The 14,331-nt window shown below is 68.3% G+C and carries 18 protein-coding genes; 12 read left to right on the forward strand and 6 right to left on the reverse strand.

The genetic code is table 11. The annotated features are described in order from the left end of the window. Window positions 1-33 precede the first annotated feature (33 nt). Window positions 34-543: a hypothetical protein gene (locus HUG10_RS10030; protein ID WP_179169444.1), complete on the reverse strand. Its 510-nt coding sequence runs from the start codon at window positions 541-543 to the stop codon at window positions 34-36. Between the two features lie 124 nt (window positions 544-667). Between HUG10_RS10030 and HUG10_RS10035 the strand changes: the two genes are divergently transcribed. Continuing rightward, window positions 668-1,330 carry a glycerophosphodiester phosphodiesterase gene (locus tag HUG10_RS10035; RefSeq protein ID WP_179169445.1) on the forward strand — a complete coding sequence of 221 codons (663 nt, stop codon included), beginning with the start codon at window positions 668-670 and terminating at the stop codon, window positions 1,328-1,330. A 655-nt stretch (window positions 1,331-1,985) separates the two neighbouring features. Here HUG10_RS10035 and HUG10_RS10040 read toward each other — a convergent pair. After that, window positions 1,986-3,185 (reverse strand): redox-regulated ATPase YchF, encoded by a 1,200-nt coding sequence (locus tag HUG10_RS10040; RefSeq protein WP_179169446.1) that lies wholly within the window; start codon window positions 3,183-3,185, stop codon window positions 1,986-1,988. A gap of 172 nt (window positions 3,186-3,357) precedes the next feature. Between HUG10_RS10040 and HUG10_RS10045 the strand changes: the two genes are divergently transcribed. From HUG10_RS10045 to HUG10_RS10055, 3 genes are all read left to right on the forward strand, one after another. Then, window positions 3,358-3,972, forward strand: a complete 615-nt coding sequence (locus HUG10_RS10045; RefSeq protein ID WP_179169447.1) for a translation initiation factor IF-2 subunit beta — start codon at window positions 3,358-3,360, stop codon at window positions 3,970-3,972. Between the two features lie 48 nt (window positions 3,973-4,020). After that, the gene (locus HUG10_RS10050; RefSeq protein WP_179169448.1) at window positions 4,021-5,376 is read left to right on the forward strand and encodes an aryl-sulfate sulfotransferase; all 1,356 of its coding nucleotides are present in this window, start codon (window positions 4,021-4,023) and stop codon (window positions 5,374-5,376) included. 128 nt (window positions 5,377-5,504) lie between these two features. After that, entirely contained in the window at window positions 5,505-5,750 is a 246-nt protein-coding gene (locus tag HUG10_RS10055) for a DUF7385 family protein (protein WP_179169449.1), read from the forward strand. Between the two features lie 138 nt (window positions 5,751-5,888). Here the strand turns inward: HUG10_RS10055 and HUG10_RS10060 are convergent, their stop codons facing one another. The 3 genes from HUG10_RS10060 to HUG10_RS10070 all read right to left on the reverse strand — a co-directional run bounded on the left by HUG10_RS10060 (window position 5,889) and on the right by HUG10_RS10070 (window position 7,956). Further along, window positions 5,889-6,332, reverse strand: a complete 444-nt coding sequence (locus HUG10_RS10060; RefSeq protein ID WP_179169450.1) for a hypothetical protein — start codon at window positions 6,330-6,332, stop codon at window positions 5,889-5,891. 432 nt (window positions 6,333-6,764) lie between these two features. Beyond that, complete coding sequence (gene msrB / locus HUG10_RS10065) at window positions 6,765-7,175, reverse strand: peptide-methionine (R)-S-oxide reductase MsrB (protein ID WP_179169451.1); 411 nt, start codon at window positions 7,173-7,175, stop codon at window positions 6,765-6,767. Between the two features lie 124 nt (window positions 7,176-7,299). Beyond that, complete coding sequence (locus tag HUG10_RS10070; RefSeq protein ID WP_179169452.1) at window positions 7,300-7,956, reverse strand: HAD family hydrolase; 657 nt, start codon at window positions 7,954-7,956, stop codon at window positions 7,300-7,302. Window positions 7,957-8,066: 110 nt separating this feature from the next. Here HUG10_RS10070 and HUG10_RS10075 point away from each other — a divergent pair, with 110 nt between their 5' ends. The 7 genes from HUG10_RS10075 (at window position 8,067) to HUG10_RS10105 (ending at window position 12,589) form a co-directional block, all read left to right on the forward strand. Further along, entirely contained in the window at window positions 8,067-9,107 is a 1,041-nt protein-coding gene (locus HUG10_RS10075) for a beta-ribofuranosylaminobenzene 5'-phosphate synthase family protein (RefSeq protein WP_179169453.1), read from the forward strand. 224 nt (window positions 9,108-9,331) lie between these two features. Further along, window positions 9,332-9,481, forward strand: coding sequence for a hypothetical protein (locus HUG10_RS10080; RefSeq protein WP_179169454.1), 150 nt, complete (start codon window positions 9,332-9,334; stop codon window positions 9,479-9,481). A gap of 24 nt (window positions 9,482-9,505) precedes the next feature. Beyond that, window positions 9,506-10,342, forward strand: a complete 837-nt coding sequence (locus HUG10_RS10085; protein WP_179169455.1) for an RAD55 family ATPase — start codon at window positions 9,506-9,508, stop codon at window positions 10,340-10,342. 52 nt (window positions 10,343-10,394) lie between these two features. After that, window positions 10,395-11,234, forward strand: a complete 840-nt coding sequence (locus tag HUG10_RS10090; RefSeq protein WP_179169456.1) for a CopG family transcriptional regulator — start codon at window positions 10,395-10,397, stop codon at window positions 11,232-11,234. Further along, complete coding sequence (locus HUG10_RS10095; protein WP_179169457.1) at window positions 11,227-11,763, forward strand: hypothetical protein; 537 nt, start codon at window positions 11,227-11,229, stop codon at window positions 11,761-11,763. Before HUG10_RS10090 ends, HUG10_RS10095 begins: the two co-directional genes overlap by 8 nt. A gap of 31 nt (window positions 11,764-11,794) precedes the next feature. Beyond that, entirely contained in the window at window positions 11,795-12,118 is a 324-nt protein-coding gene (locus HUG10_RS10100; protein WP_179169458.1) for a transcription factor S, read from the forward strand. 66 nt (window positions 12,119-12,184) lie between these two features. After that, window positions 12,185-12,589 carry a hypothetical protein gene (locus HUG10_RS10105; protein ID WP_179169459.1) on the forward strand — a complete coding sequence of 135 codons (405 nt, stop codon included), beginning with the start codon at window positions 12,185-12,187 and terminating at the stop codon, window positions 12,587-12,589. Here HUG10_RS10105 and HUG10_RS10110 read toward each other — a convergent pair. After that, window positions 12,572-13,261 (reverse strand): dienelactone hydrolase family protein, encoded by a 690-nt coding sequence (locus HUG10_RS10110; protein WP_179169460.1) that lies wholly within the window; start codon window positions 13,259-13,261, stop codon window positions 12,572-12,574. The genes HUG10_RS10105 and HUG10_RS10110 overlap by 18 nt on opposite strands. Window positions 13,262-13,350: 89 nt before the next feature. Here HUG10_RS10110 and HUG10_RS10115 point away from each other — a divergent pair, with 89 nt between their 5' ends. Next, entirely contained in the window at window positions 13,351-14,184 is an 834-nt protein-coding gene (locus tag HUG10_RS10115) for a PspA/IM30 family protein (protein ID WP_179169461.1), read from the forward strand. The last annotated feature ends 147 nt before the right edge of the window (window positions 14,185-14,331 follow it).

Below are 14,331 nucleotides of genomic sequence, written 5' to 3' on the forward strand. Positions count from 1 at the left end.
CGGCGGATGGGGGCTGCTGGATTGCCGTGACGCTCACTCGTCGACGGTGTACGCCGGAATCCACGGCGGCATCGAGCGATCCTTCGACCACTCGAACAGGTGGCGCTTCTCGTTCGCGTAGTAGGAGCGGTACGCGTCGACGTAGTCGTCGGCCGTCCACTCGCCGGTGAGCTGGGGCGGGTCGGTCTCCCCCTCCCCCGGCCAGTCGAGTCCACGGACGGCGTCGGAGTCCAGGGATTCGACGACGGCCCAGCAGCCGTGGCGCTCGTCCGGCCCGTGGTCCCAGCGGTACCGCCACTCCCCGTGGGCGGCGTCGGTGTAGGCCCGGAGCCGTCGCCAGTTGGCGAGACTCCCCGCCGCCCAGCGGGTCAACGGGTTGTTCGCGTGCGTAAAGTACAGGTCGTCGGACTCCGGGTAGCCGTTCAGCTGTACGGCGGTGGTGAGCACCATCGAGCACTCGAACACGCTGCTCGTCACGTGCCTGTCGACGAGCCAGGTGACCAGAGTGTCGAGGTCCCTGTCGAGCCAGAACGCGTTGACCATCCGCCCGTTCGTACGCCGCGCACACGGTTAGCGGCTCTGACGTCCCCGGCGCTTCGAACGGGAGGAATCAGCTCTGCTACTGGGGTCGACACCTTGATGTACGGGTACCCGTGGGTACGCGTAGATGGAGATCATCGGTCACCGCGGATGCGCCGACCAGTACCCCGAGAACACGGTTCACGCCGTGCAGCGCTCCTCCCGGTACCTCGACACCATCGAAGTGGACGTCCGACGCTGCGGCTCCGGCGAGCTCGTCGTCTTCCACGACGAGACCGTCGACCGGTTGACCGACGCGACCGGCCGGGTCACCGACCTCGACTGGACCGAACTCCGCGAACTCGAGGTGATGGACTCCGGCGAGACGATCCCACGTCTCTCGACCGTCCTCGAGGCGTTCCCCCGCGGCGTCCGCGCCCAGGTAGAACTGAAGGGGCGAGGGCTCGCCGAGGACGTGCGCGACGTCGTCGCCGGGTCCGACGTCGAGGTGGCCGTCTCCTCGTTCGACATCGACGCGCTCGCGGAGGTCCACGACCTCGGCTGGGACGTGCGGACGGGCTACCTGTTCGAGTCGAACCCCGCGGGGAACCTCGCGGCCGCCGTCGAACTCGGCTGTGCGGTCGTCCACCCCTACTACGACCTCTGCCTGAAGACCGACGTCGTCGACGACGCCCACGAGGCGGGGCTCGAGGTCGTCGCGTGGAAGGCCGCGCGTACGGCCGAGGAGGTCGCGGCGCTCAGGACCGTCGGCGTCGACGGCGTCACAGCGGATCGGTGGGACATCGGCTAGTCCGATCTGGCTGCGGATTTCGGGGTAGAGGAGTCGTGGTCTCGAGTGCTTCGCGGTTTTGCTCGAAGTTTCCCGTGGCATCCGGCTTTTGGGACGGTTCAGTCGCAGTCGAGTAGGTCCGGAAAGCCCCCGCGGCCCCTTTCAGTCCCGCCCACAGCAACCGCACCTCACCCTCCCTTACCTCGGAGCGAAGCCCCTCGGAAGTCACCCTCGCTTCGCTCGCGTGACCAGCCGATTCGCTCGCCCGCGCTCGCATCCCTCGCGCGCGCGTCTGCTCGCCCCTGAGGGGCTCGCAGTCACGCGCGTCACTGCCACAGCCAGATAATCTACGTGGCGCGCGGCGGCCAAGCGAAGCGCGGCCGCTCGTGCGAGGGACGAGCATCGCTGGCCGCAGGCCGAGAAGCGCAGGAGGCTGGGGAGGGTGAGGATGTGGGTGGGACTGAAAGGGGCCGGAGCGCTGGGCGATGGCGCGGACCGTCAAGCACCGCAGGCGAACGAGCGAAGCGAGTGAGGCGAGGAGCGCAGCGGCCGCACCGAGTCCAGCGCTCCGGGGGCTTTCCAGGTGTACTCGTCTCCGTCATCGATACTCGCCTCCCGATTCAGACGATACCGTCCAAATTCACAGAACAAGCTAACAGCCTCTTCGACACCAACCTCACCCAGTCGTCACGACTTCCAGCACCGCCCGGTGTTCGAGTTCCGTGTCCGCGCCGACCTGCCGGCGGCTCCGGCAGTCGATGCCGTGGAGGAAGCCGTCGCCGATGTCCGAATGGAGGTGGTACGCGAAGTCCTCGGCGGTGGCGTCGCCGGGGAGGACGAAGCAGTCGCGGAACGGGCCCTTGCTCCAGTCGCCGCTCGCGCTCCCCGGGAAGACGACCTTGGCGTCGAGCTCCTCGAACAGCGCCGTCTCGATGGCCTGCTGGACGCCCGTGCCGTCGAACTCGGCCACGAACTCGCGGATGGCCTCGAGGCCGGCCGCCTGCTCGTCGGAGACGTCGCCGACGACGTCGAAGTCGGCCTCGCCCTGCCGGTAGTCGACGACGCCCGACTCGGCGGCCTTCTTCAGCGACTTCTCGGCGTGGGCGCTCGTCGGGACGATCGTGAGGTGGTCGTACTCCGGGTCCGACGTGATCTCCTCGTAGTTCTCCTTCGCCGCCGGCGTGTCCATCTTGTTCGCGGCGATCACCATCGGCTTCGTCCGCTTGCGCATCTCCCGCGCGAGCGCGAACCGGTCGTCGGCGTCCCACGTCTCCGGGTCGAGTTCGAGGTCGAGCGAGAGGACGACCCGCTTGATCTCGTCCTTGTTCGTCCTGAACGCGCTCAACTGTTCCGCGAGGACGTGCTCGACCCCGATCTCGTCGCCGGGGTTCGGCCCCTGGTACATCGACTCGAACTTCTCGATCCCCTTCTCCAGGACGCCCAGGTACCACTGGTCGAGTTCGTCCTCCAGGAAGTCGACGTCCTCGCGGGGGTCGTGTCCCTCCGTCGGCTCGCCCTCGATGTCGGTCTCGCCGGAGAAGTCGACGACGTGGACGAGCACGTCCGCCTCGTTCAGGTCGGTGAGGAACTGGTTGCCGAGCCCCTTCCCCTCGTGGGCACCGGGGATGAGCCCCGCCACGTCGACGAGCTGGACCGGGACGAACCGGGTATCGTCGTCGCAGAAGCCGTGGTTCGGTTCGCACTCCTCGTCGAACTCGGGCGCCGCGCAGTCGACGCCGACGTACGCCTCACCGACGCTCGGATCGATGGTCGTGAACGGGTAGGCCCCCTCGGGCACGTCGTTCATAGTGGCCGCGTTGAAGAAGCTCGATTTCCCCACCGAGGGCTTCCCCACGAGGCCGATCTTGTAGCTCATTGACCGGAATCGGCGGCCGTCGGGGGAAAGGATTTCTACCCGACGGCGGCGTGGCCAGCGGTGACACACCGCGCAGAACTCGTCGTAGCATCCGGCCGACCCCCGACCGGTCGCGGACCGTGACGACGTGTGTCTCGGAACCCCTTTAGGCGGGACCCACCTTATCCCGGCCATGAACTACGATTCTGCGCTCGACCGCGCCTACGAGTCGCTTCCGGAGTCACCCGCCGAGGCGGGCGACCGACTCAACGTTCCGGACCCCGAGGGACAGACCGACGGGGCGTTCACGCGACTGACCAACCTCGACGCCATCGCCGACTCGCTCTCCAGGGACGCCGAGCACCTCCACCGTTCCATCCAGCGTGACCTGGGGACGAACGGCCAGTTCGAGAACGGCGTCGCCCGCTACAACGGCTCGTTCTCGGTCGCCGACTTCGAGGCCGCCATCGACGAGTACGTCGCCGAGTTCGTCACCTGCTCGGAGTGCGGCCTCCCGGACACCGTGCTCAAGACCGAGGACGGGATCAACATGCTCCGCTGTCAGGCGTGCGGGGCGTTCCGGCCGGTCGAGAAGCGCTCCGGGTCCGCGACGCGCCAGCGCGCCGGCCCCGACATCGAGGAGGGGAAGACGTACGAACTGAAGATCACCGGCACCGGCCGGAAGGGCGACGGCGTCGCCGAGAAGGGGAAGTTCACCATCTTCGTCTCGGGCGCGAGGGAGGGCGACGTGGTGAACGCCTACGTCCACAACGTCTCCGGGACGCTGGCGTTCGCCCGGCCGGCCTGAGGCGGAACCGAAAACGTGAGGATTCCCCGGCGTGGATAGGCGAGGGACGTGTCCTATCGGGTCGATAGACGGCGGCTCCTGCGCGCGGCGATGGCCACGCTCGTGCTGCTCTCGGGGGGATCGATAGCGACGGCCGCCTACCACGGCGTCGACACCGATCCCGACGGGGAGGCGTTCGTCGAGGGGGAGCGCGCGGTCGAACCGCGCGACGGCCTCACCGTCGTGACGACGAGCCAGTACGGGGACAACTTCATGGTCGCGTTCGCGCCGAACGGCTCGGTTCTCTACTACGACGACCGCTACGCCATCTACGACGAGATCAAGCACGTGCCCGGCACGAGCGCGACCGTCGTCGTGGTCGCCACCCGGAACCTCGACCGCCAGCGGTGCCACGCGACCACGCGGTGCAACCGGAACGTCATCGAGCGCGTGAACCTCTCGACCGGCGAACGCGAGCGCCTCCACGAGCGGGTGAACCCCCGGAACCGGAACCAGTGGCACGCGGTCGACCTGATCGACGACACGCACCTGCTCGTCGGCGACATCGCCTACGACCGCGTGTTCGTCGTCGACACCGAGACGGGACTCATCGAGTGGGAGTGGGAGGCCCAGCGGGACTTCCCGCTCTCGGGCGGCGGGATCTACCCCGGCGACTGGACCCACCTCAACGACGTGGAGTACCTCGGCGACGGCCGGGTGATGGTCAGCCTCCGCAACCAGGATCAGGTCGTGTTCATCGACATGGAGGAGGGGCTCCAGGAGGAGTGGACGCTGGGGAGCGAGGACGACCACGGGACCCTCTACGAGCAGCACAACCCCGACTACATCCCCGAGTCCGGCGGCGGGCCGGCCGTGCTCGTCGCGGACTCGGAGCGAAACCGCATCGTCGAGTACCAGCGCGAGGACGGGACGTGGCGCCAGACGTGGGAGTGGTCGGACGTGCGGATGCAGTGGCCCCGCGACGCCGACCGCCTGCCGAACGGCAACACGCTCGTCGTCGACTCCAACGGCGCCAGGGTGTTCGAACTCGACCCGTCGGGCGAGATCGTCTGGCAGGTCGACATCAAGGGCGCATACGACGTGGAACACATCCCCGTCGGAGACGAGGGCGGCGAACCCCAGACCGCCGAGCGCCTCGGCCTGGCGAGCCGGACGGACGGCGACTCCTCCCCCCGGGAGGTCGTCGGCGAGCCGCGGAAGACGCCCAAGCGGTCCCTGTCCGTGCTGTCGGCCGTGGTACCGGGACCGGTGCTGAACGGGATACTGTACGTGCTCCCGCAGTGGTTCGGCCTCGCCCAGCTCGGGGCGACGCTGCTCGGGACGACGACGGCGGTCGGGTGGGCCGCGCTCGAACTGCACTGGCTCGGCTACCGGCTCCGGTCGCCGTTCACGCGCGACCGGTAACGCGATCCGGGGCGTCCTTCGTCCCCGAACATCGACCGACCCGAATCCGCCCCGACACGGGCCGTTCGCTTCTCGCGGGTGAGAACCGGCGCGGTGGGTTCTTCCCGCCGCGACTGACTTCCTCCGGCGTGACCACCATCGACCTCTCCGACGGCTTCGACGTCCACGACTACCGGTCGAAGTTGAAACTGCTCCGGCAGGACGCCGGGTCGATGACGCTCGCCAACCGCGAAGGACTGGAGTGTCCGGCGTGCGACCGCCCGTTCGAGCGGTTGTTCGTCACCGACGACGACCGGGTCAGCTTCGGGGACGCGCCCGACGGACCGATCTGTCTCGCCCGGACGGACGCGCGGCTGCTTGTGTTGACGCACTGAGTCAGGACGACGCGCACCGTCCGCGGTGAACGCGTGCGAGAGCCGTGTTCCACATTCGCTATCCCGTACATCGATCGTAGTCATTTCCCGCATCTCTAGGGTGACGAATACGAACGACCATCCTACTGCTTGAGAACATTACCCGTTCAACACGAGACCGATCATAGCAGAGACGAGTCCTAGAGTCACGATTCCAACAATGAACATCCCTCCTGCACTGTTACTGATTGTGACGAGAGCTGCTACTGGAATCGGTACGGTAATCGCGATCCAGGGCAATGATTTCTCCCTCAGAGCACCACCGGCAGCGAACATCAGTGAAAAATAGGCACCAATAGCCAGTTCGATAGTTCGTAACGCAGTAATACCTAAAACAATCTTTGTGAGGAAGAGCGAGATCGGAATCGCAACGACGGATACTGCCGCGAGCTTCTGTTGATTAGATAGATCGAAATCGCCAAAATTATCTATAATTTTATATAATATCAAAATCGTGATTAATGCGCTCAAGTACAAGGTTGGAGTGGTAAAGAACCCGCCAAAATCGAGGCCACCTTGTGCGCTGGTAAGAATATATGTCATGCTCGTATCCACTCCTCTTGAATTATTGTTTCAGTGAGCGTGATTAGCGCCTATTCGACGTAATTGCGTCCAGAGGATCTATTTGCGGACGATAAAATCTTTATTATATTCCTTCCAGAGTCGGGCAGAGGACGAGAGGTTGTAAAACGGAATCGACGTCTTCGATGGCTTTCACGCATCGTACGTTCCCTCCGTGACGTCACCTGTGCCGGCGATTCTGATACGGTGGCGCTCGAAATTCAGCCACGAGGGTTCTCCCGGCGGGGAGTCCGGCGTCCACGGGCCTGTCGTTGATCCAGCAGGCGTACTGCGGGTCGAAGGAGTTCGTCAGGATTAGGGTTTGGTAACTCGGTCACGGTCGCTGGTCACGTCGATTGAACGAACTCGCAGTCGACGCTGACAGCGAAGCGCGGATAACCTCCCGGCTGTCGGTCACTCCGCCGGTTCGAAGTCGAGCGCGACGGAGTTGATGCAGAACCGCTCGCCGGTCGGTTCCGGACCGTCCTTGAAGACGTGCCCGAGGTGGCCGTCGCAGGTGGCGCACTTCACCTCGACGCGGGTCATCCCGTGTCGGGTGTCCTCCTCGTAGGTCACCGCCGAGTCCTCGGCGGCGTAGAAGCTCGGCCACCCGCAGGCGGCGTCGAACTTCGTCCCCGAGTCGAACAGCACCGTCCCGCAGGCCGCGCAGGTGTAGACCCCCTGCTCGTCGCGGTCGACGTGCTCGCCGGAGAAGCGGGCCTCGGTGCCCTTCTCCCGGAGGATGCGGTACTCCTCGTCGGTCAGCCGCTCGCGCCACTCCTCGTCGGACTCGGGCAGGTCGCTCGCGGGTTCTTGCTCGCTCATACCCGGTGGTACGACGTACAGAGGGATACCCTTGTTCCCGGGAAGCCGGTCGCGGTCCGGCATCGTCGTCGGCCGGATGTCGGACAGCCACCGCCCGTCTACCGTTGACGATCCTCGCCGCGACTCACCGACAGAGCGCGGCGACGTCGTGGAGGTCCCGCACCTCGTAGGTGGGGTCGACCGTGAGCTCGTGGTCCCGGCGGTGCGGGCGGCGGATGAACGCCGAGTCGACCCCGGCGTTGTGGGCAGCCTCGACGTCCGTCTCGTTGTCGCCGACGTACAGCGCCGTCTCGGCGTCGAGGTCCGCCAGCGCCCGTTCGAGGTAGTGGCTGTTCGGCTTCTTGTGCGTCAGGCTCTCGACGGTCGGCGCCCGGCCGTATGCCGTCCCGAAGAGGTCGGCGACCCCGAAGTGGTCGAGCACGAAGTCGACCGTCTCCTGCTGGTTCGAGGAGACGATGCCGAGCGGCGAGTCGATGTCGTGGAGCACCTCGAAGTCGTCGTACAGCGACTTCCGGCCGGCCCGCACCTCCCGGCGCTGGGCCTCGAAGGCCGTCCGGTCGCGGATCGTCCAGAACTCGGAGGGGGAGAGATCGTACGTCGTACACACCGACTCGACCTCCTCGGGGGAGACCCCGACGACCATCGATCTGACGTGGTCGGGATCGGGGTCGGCGACGGAGAGGGCGTCGAACGCGTCCCACGCCGCCTCGTGGAGCACGCCGTAGCTCGTCCGGCCGACGAGCACGCCGTCGTTGTCGAACACAACCGCATCGTACACCATCTTGTCCCCACTTGGCGACCCTCGGTGAAATGACTTTGCTGTCGGGGGCGGAAGCGTCCGAATCCGCCGGTGCCGAAACCGACTCACCCCGGAGGAACGACTACTCCCCGATGACCGCGGACGACGCCAGTCCTGTCGGCCACACTCCAGGTGAGGCCCCTCCCGGCGGCGCTCCCGTCGAGGTCGAAACCGGCGCCCGCCTCCACGTCGGCTTCGGCAACCTCAGCCTCGCCCACGAGCGCCTGTACGGGGCGGCCGGCGTCGGCGTCGACCGGCCGGGCGTCAGGTTGACCGCGGCCCCGGCGGACGAAGTCGTCTGCGACCACGACACGGCGCGACGGTACGCGGAGCGGGTCTGCGGCCTCCTGGACCTCCCCGGTGCCCGCATCGACGTGGACCGGACGCTCCCGCGACACATGGGGCTCGGGAGCGGCACGCAGCTCTCGCTCGCGGTGCTCGCCGGCGTCGCCCGGGCCTACGGCAGCGAACCGCGAGTCCGCGAACGCGCGCCGGCGCTCGGACGGGGCGGTCGCTCGGGCGTCGGGGTGGCGGCCTTCGAGACCGGGGGGTTCGTCCTCGACGCCGGCCACCCGACCGAGCGGTTCACCACCGACCGGCCCGCGGATGGCGACTGGACGGTTCCGGCGGTCGCCGCGCGCCACGCCGTCCCCGACGACTGGCGCTTCCTGCTCGTGATTCCGGACGCCGAACCGGGCCGGGCGGACGGCCGGGAGGACGATTCGATGCGCGCGGTGGTCGAGGACGCCGACCCCGACGTGGCCGACCGCGTGGCGGGCGTCGTCCAGCGCCGATTGCTCCCCGCCCTCGCGGAGGGGTCGGTCGAGCGGTTCGGCGCAGCAGTCGGCGAGATCGGCCGGCTCAACGGCGCCTGGTTCGCCGACGAACAGGGCGGCGTCTACCGGCCGCCGGTGGGCGACGTGGTCGCCGCCCTCCGAGACGCCACCGCCGTCTTCGGCTCCGGGCAGTCGTCCTGGGGGCCGACCGTCTACGGCGTCACCGACGCCGACCACGCCGACGCGGCCCGCGACGCCGGCCGACGCGCCCTCGACGACGCCGGCGTCGGGGGCGACGTGCTGGTCGTCCGCGCGAGGAACGACGGGGCGACCGTCCGCCACGGCGACGAGTTCTGAGCCCCACGGACGACGGGCGCTGGTCGACTTACGGACGACGACTGCTCGATCACCACCAGCGACGATGTCCGACCGACTGCCGGCAACGATACCTGACTGACTGCCAGCGACGACTCCCGACCGACCGCAGGCGACGACCCCGAACTGACCACGGGTGGGACTGAAAGGGGCCGCGGGTGTCGGCGAAGGACGACGACGCTAGCACCGCAGCGCGAGCGAACTGAGTGAGCGAGCGCGAGAAGCACAGCGAGGCGCCCGAGTCGAGAGGCGAGGGGGCTTTCGCGGTCAGCACGCTAGTTCCCGAGTCGGACGAGCCGAAACGGGAGATGACGGATAAGGAGTATCGAACCCTCGAATCCCAGCACAACGACTAAGCACACACCCTCGACACGCACGGTATGGCCCGTATGCCGTTCGGCGTGGCGCAACTCGACTCCGTGCTCGGCGGCGGCGCCCCCGAGGGAAACGCCGTGCTCGTCGCCGGCGAGTCCGGCGCCGGCGCCCGGGAGTTCGCCTACACGAGCGCCGCGATGAACACGCTCGCGAACGCCGATTCGGAGCTGTTCGACCTGTACTACGGCGAGCTCGACGGGGACGCCACCGTCCCCGAGGAGGTCCACTACATCTCCTTCACGGCCGGCGAGGACTACGTCGAACGGGAGCTCCGCTACACGATGGCCGACGAGATCGTCGACGCCGTCGTGGAGCCGATGCGGTTCGCCGACTTCACCCCCGAGTACTTCCAGCTCTCGGCCATCCCCCGCGAGTGGTACATGGGCGAGACGACCTCCCTCCGGGACCTCGGCCGGGGCGCCAACCGCGACGGCGTGCTCACCGCGCTCGGGGAGTACCTCACCGACCACGCGGCCGGGAACCTCGTCGTCGTCGACTCCATCACGGACCTCATCGGCGCCGCCGGCGGCGAGGTGGCGTGGGACGACGTGGCGACGCTCGTGCGCGGGCTCGGCAAGGCGGCCCACTCGTGGGGCGGCCTGCTGCTCGTGCTCGCGAACACCGACGCCATCGACGACCGGCAGCTCGGCCAGCTCGTCGACGGGAGCGGTGGGAGCTTCCAGTTCAGCTGGGAGACCGGCGGCTCGAAGCGCGCCCGGACGATGGTCGTGCGGGAGTTCCGCGGCGTGCTCTCCCAGCTGGAATCAGAGAACATCGTCCGCTTCGAGACGGAGATCCACGACGGCGGGCTGGACATCAGCGACGTGCGGAAGATACGATAACTGGTAGCCACGACCATATTCTTAAGTAGGGTACCCGAAAGACGTTGGATAGATGGCCGGTGAGCAGGTGGACGCGCTGCCGGATGGCTTACGCGAGTGGGTACACGCCAGGGCCGAGGAGACCGATCGGTCCCCAGCGGACGTGCTGGCCCGTGCGACCGCCGCGTACCGGCTGCTGAACGACTACGAGGGCGACCTCGACGGGCTCGGAGGGTTCCCGGAGAACGCCGACCGCGTCGACGGGAACACGCTGCTCGGCCTCTCGGAGACGGTCGCGGAGCTCGACGAACGCGTCGCGACCGTGGAGGACGACCTCGACGAGAAGATCGACGACGTGCGGAGCCGCGTCGTCCAGGTGAAACGCGAGACCGATGGGAAGGCCGACGCGGACCACGACCACCCCGACCTCCGGCGCACCGCCGAGACAGCCGAGGTGCTCGCCGACGACGTGGAGGACCTCCGGGCGGACCTCGACGACCTCGAGTCGACGTTCGAGGAGGGGTTCGCCAACTACGAGGAGGTGCTGGAGTACCTCACCGACGCGACCGAGGAGCTGGAGGGGAAGGCGAACACGCTCGCCTCGGTCGCCGCCGAGGTCCGCACCCGCCTCGGGAACCTGGAGGCCCGCGAGGCCCGCACCCGCGCCGCGGCGGAGCTGAAGGACGAGGCGAACCGGCTCGGGGTCGAGACGGCGACCTGCGGCGCGTGCAGTTCGAAGGTCAGCCTCGGCCTGCTGTCGGCCCCGGAGTGCCCGAACTGCGGCGGCACCTTCGAGGCGGTCGAGGGGTCGCGCGGCTTCTTCGGCTCGGCCACGCTGACCGTCGGAACGCGACCCGCGCTGGAGGGGGAGACGGCGGAGGAACTCGGCCCGGAGGACATCTTCGATGACTGAGGACGACGACGCGGACGACCTTGACGGGACGACGCGACCGGAGATCCGGAACCCCTTCGCCGACTCGTCCGACGCGGGTCGGGACGACGACTTCCCGGTCGACCCCGGCGACGCCGACGACGCCACCGACGCCGAACCGGCCGAGGAGCGCGACGTCCCGTTCGCCGGGCTGGCGGCCGAGACGCGCGAACGCCGACGCCGGCGCGAGGGGGCCGACAACGACCCGTTCGAGCAGATGGAGGTCTCGGCGATCGACGCCGACGACCTGTGGGAGTCGCTGGACGACGTGGACCCGGAGGACGCCCCGGGCGGCACAGCGGAGCGCGTCGGCGAGACGGACTCCCGGCCGGAGCACGTCGTGAACAAGCGGGAGTACTGCCAGCGGTGCCGGTTCCTCTCCGCCCCGCCGGACCTCTCGTGCGGCCACGAGGGGACGGACATCGTGGAGGCGGTCGACGCCGACCGCTTCCGGGTCCGCGGCTGTCCGATGGTGACCGACGAGGGCGGGCCGACGTTCGAGAACCCCTGATTTATCCGACCACATCGCCTAGGCCCGGGTGATGCAGTTCTGCGACGAGTGCGGCTCGATGATGGTCTCCGAGGACGGCGTCATGGTGTGCACCTCCTGTGGCCACGCAGAGGAGCGGGACGAGGAGCTCGCCGCGCAGTTCGTCTCGACGGAGGAGCAGAGCGACGACGACGTCATCGAGACGGAGGAGGGCGCGAACTTCGAGGGGAAACCCACCTCGAACGACGTCCACTGCGACAAGTGCGGCCACGGCGTCGCCTGGTACACGATCAAGCAGACCGGCGCGGCGGACGAGCCGCCGACGCGCTTCTTCAAATGTAAGGAGTGCGGCTATCGATGGCGGGAGTACAACTGAGCTAGACGCGCAGACAACCGATCCCACGACGATACGACTTTACATCAGCACCCATTCGCCTCGTCCGTGTCCCTCCAGGATCGACTCGGACCGTGGCACGGTCTCCTGATCCTCGTCTTCCTCGTCGCCACAGGCCTGTCGCTCGCGCGCGCCGAGGAGCTGACCGCCGTGGCGGGCCTTTCGGCCGTCCTCTACGGACTGCTCGCCGTCGTCCTGTTGCAGTTCACCGTCGGCAACGTCTGGGCGTACGCCGTCGAGTACCGCGACGCCGGCGGGGCGTGGAGCGACCTGCCGTTCCTCGCGCCGCTCGTCTTCGGCGTCTGCTGGGGCGTGTTCGCCTTCTCCACGACGCGATCGGTCGGCGTGGCCGCCTGGGCAGCGTTCTGGGGGTTCGCCATCGTCGCCGCGATCACGGCGGTCGCCGTCTGGCTGCTCCTCGGCTACCGCGAGGGCTCAGAGCCGGCCGGCTAACCACGAGCCGACCGCCTCGCCCACCTTCCCCGCCCGCCCGATGTAGAAGTGGTCCGCCGCGAACTCGACGACCTCGTGGTCCAGTTCGCGGGCGCGCTCGACCGTCGGCTTCCAGTCCACCGTGTCGTCCCTGGTGCCGTACACCACCTGCACCGGGCAGGCGACCCGGTCGAGCGCCTCGACCGAGTCGAGCCCGGCCGCGACCCGTCGGGCCGGCGAGAGCACGCTCACCGCCGCGGGGTCCGTCTCGGCCGCGGCGTTCAGCGCGATGCAGCCGCCGAAGCTGAAGCCGAACAACCCGACCGCGTCGTATCGGTCGCGGGCCCAGCCCACCGCGTTGCAGGCGTCGGCGAGTTCGCCCCGGCCCTCGTTCCAGTCGCCGTAGTCGAACCGGAGGCAGTCGACGCCGCGCTCGCCGAGCACGTCGCTGACCGCCCGTAACCGCTCGTCGCCGCGGTGTCCCCGGTGCTGGGGGTGGGGCGGGCAGGCGACAACGCACGAGTCGGCGCCGGTACCGGCATCACCCTCGACAGCAGCGTCCGCGTCGGTATCGCCGTCCGCGCCGCCGGCGACGTCGAGCGTCGCCCGGACGTCTCGCCCGCCCGGCACCAGCACTGCCGTTCCGTCGTTCGCGCCCCTCCCGCCGTCCGTCGCGGCGTCACCGTCGGTCATGCGCTCGACTCCGTCTCGCCGCGCGAAAACACTGGCGGGGGACTCCTAACGCGGGTGAGATTTATACGGCGGACTCGCCAAAGCGGATTATGGGAATCCTCTCTCGTGCGTCCTACGTCATCCGCTCGAAGTTCAACGCGATCCTCAACAGGGCGGAGGACCCCACCGAGACGCTCGATTACAGCTACGAGCAGATGCGCGACGAGCTCCAGCAGGTGAAACAGGGCATCGCGGACCTGACCACCCAGAAGAAGCGCCTGGAGATCCAGAAGCGCCGGCTCGAGGAGAACGTCGAGAAGCACAACGAGCAGGCCCGCGAGGCGGTCCAGCAGGACCGCGAGGACCTCGCCCGCCGCGCCCTCGACAAGAAGAAGTCCAAGATGAACCAGATCGAGGACCTCGAGGGCCAGATCGCGGAGCTCCAGAACACCCAGGACCGGCTCGTCGACAAGAAGGACGAGCTCCAGAACCGCATCGACGAGTTCCGGACGAAGAAGGAGACGATGAAGGCGCGCTACGAGGCCGCCGAGGCGTCGACGCGCGTGTCCGAGGCGATGACGGGCGTCGGCGACGAGATGGAGGACGTCGGTCGCTCCATCGAGCGCGCCGAGGAACGCACCGAGGAGATGGAGGCCCGCTCGCAGGCGATGGACGAACTCGAGACCACGGGCGCGTTCGACGACGCCCTCTCGGACGAGGACGCCATCGACCGGGAGCTCGAGGGCGGCCGCACCGACCGCGAGATCGACGCGGAGCTGGAGACGCTGAAGGCCGAGTTCGGCAAGGCGGACGCCGACGGTGCGGACGAGGAGAGCTCCGCGGAGGCCGACGAAGCCGCCGCCGAGGCGGACCTGGAGCCGTCCGATGAGGAGGTCGAGGCGGAGCTCGAGGAGATCAAGCAGGAGGAGAACGAGGGGAACTGAACCGGGCGGGGAACCGACCTCCGAGCCGGTGACCGACCCGCCAGCCGGCGAGCCGACCGGCGGACAGGACCCTTCTCCGGTGGCCCGCGACGGGCGAGCCGCAGCCGACGAAATCGAGGCGCCGGCGACAGCCTCCGCGGGCGCACC

Origin of the sequence: Halorarum halophilum, from assembly GCF_013401515.1 — an archaeon.
GTDB classification, from domain to species: domain Archaea; phylum Halobacteriota; class Halobacteria; order Halobacteriales; family Haloferacaceae; genus Halorarum; species Halorarum halophilum.

What these genes read in the sequence shown, in the direction of transcription:
- HUG10_RS10030 (WP_179169444.1), bottom strand. Translation starts at nt 543, where the DNA reads ATGGTCAACGCGTTCTGGCTCGACAGGGACCTCGACACTCTGGTCACC.
- HUG10_RS10035 (WP_179169445.1), top strand. Translation starts at nt 668, where the DNA reads ATGGAGATCATCGGTCACCGCGGATGCGCCGACCAGTACCCCGAGAAC.
- HUG10_RS10040 (WP_179169446.1), bottom strand. Translation starts at nt 3,185, where the DNA reads ATGAGCTACAAGATCGGCCTCGTGGGGAAGCCCTCGGTGGGGAAATCG.
- HUG10_RS10045 (WP_179169447.1), top strand. Translation starts at nt 3,358, where the DNA reads ATGAACTACGATTCTGCGCTCGACCGCGCCTACGAGTCGCTTCCGGAG.
- HUG10_RS10060 (WP_179169450.1), bottom strand. Translation starts at nt 6,332, where the DNA reads ATGACATATATTCTTACCAGCGCACAAGGTGGCCTCGATTTTGGCGGG.
- msrB (WP_179169451.1), bottom strand. Translation starts at nt 7,175, where the DNA reads ATGAGCGAGCAAGAACCCGCGAGCGACCTGCCCGAGTCCGACGAGGAG.
- HUG10_RS10070 (WP_179169452.1), bottom strand. Translation starts at nt 7,956, where the DNA reads ATGGTGTACGATGCGGTTGTGTTCGACAACGACGGCGTGCTCGTCGGC.
- HUG10_RS10075 (WP_179169453.1), top strand. Translation starts at nt 8,067, where the DNA reads ATGACCGCGGACGACGCCAGTCCTGTCGGCCACACTCCAGGTGAGGCC.
- HUG10_RS10085 (WP_179169455.1), top strand. Translation starts at nt 9,506, where the DNA reads ATGGCCCGTATGCCGTTCGGCGTGGCGCAACTCGACTCCGTGCTCGGC.
- HUG10_RS10090 (WP_179169456.1), top strand. Translation starts at nt 10,395, where the DNA reads ATGGCCGGTGAGCAGGTGGACGCGCTGCCGGATGGCTTACGCGAGTGG.
- HUG10_RS10095 (WP_179169457.1), top strand. Translation starts at nt 11,227, where the DNA reads ATGACTGAGGACGACGACGCGGACGACCTTGACGGGACGACGCGACCG.
- HUG10_RS10100 (WP_179169458.1), top strand. Translation starts at nt 11,795, where the DNA reads ATGCAGTTCTGCGACGAGTGCGGCTCGATGATGGTCTCCGAGGACGGC.
- HUG10_RS10110 (WP_179169460.1), bottom strand. Translation starts at nt 13,261, where the DNA reads ATGACCGACGGTGACGCCGCGACGGACGGCGGGAGGGGCGCGAACGAC.
- HUG10_RS10115 (WP_179169461.1), top strand. Translation starts at nt 13,351, where the DNA reads ATGGGAATCCTCTCTCGTGCGTCCTACGTCATCCGCTCGAAGTTCAAC.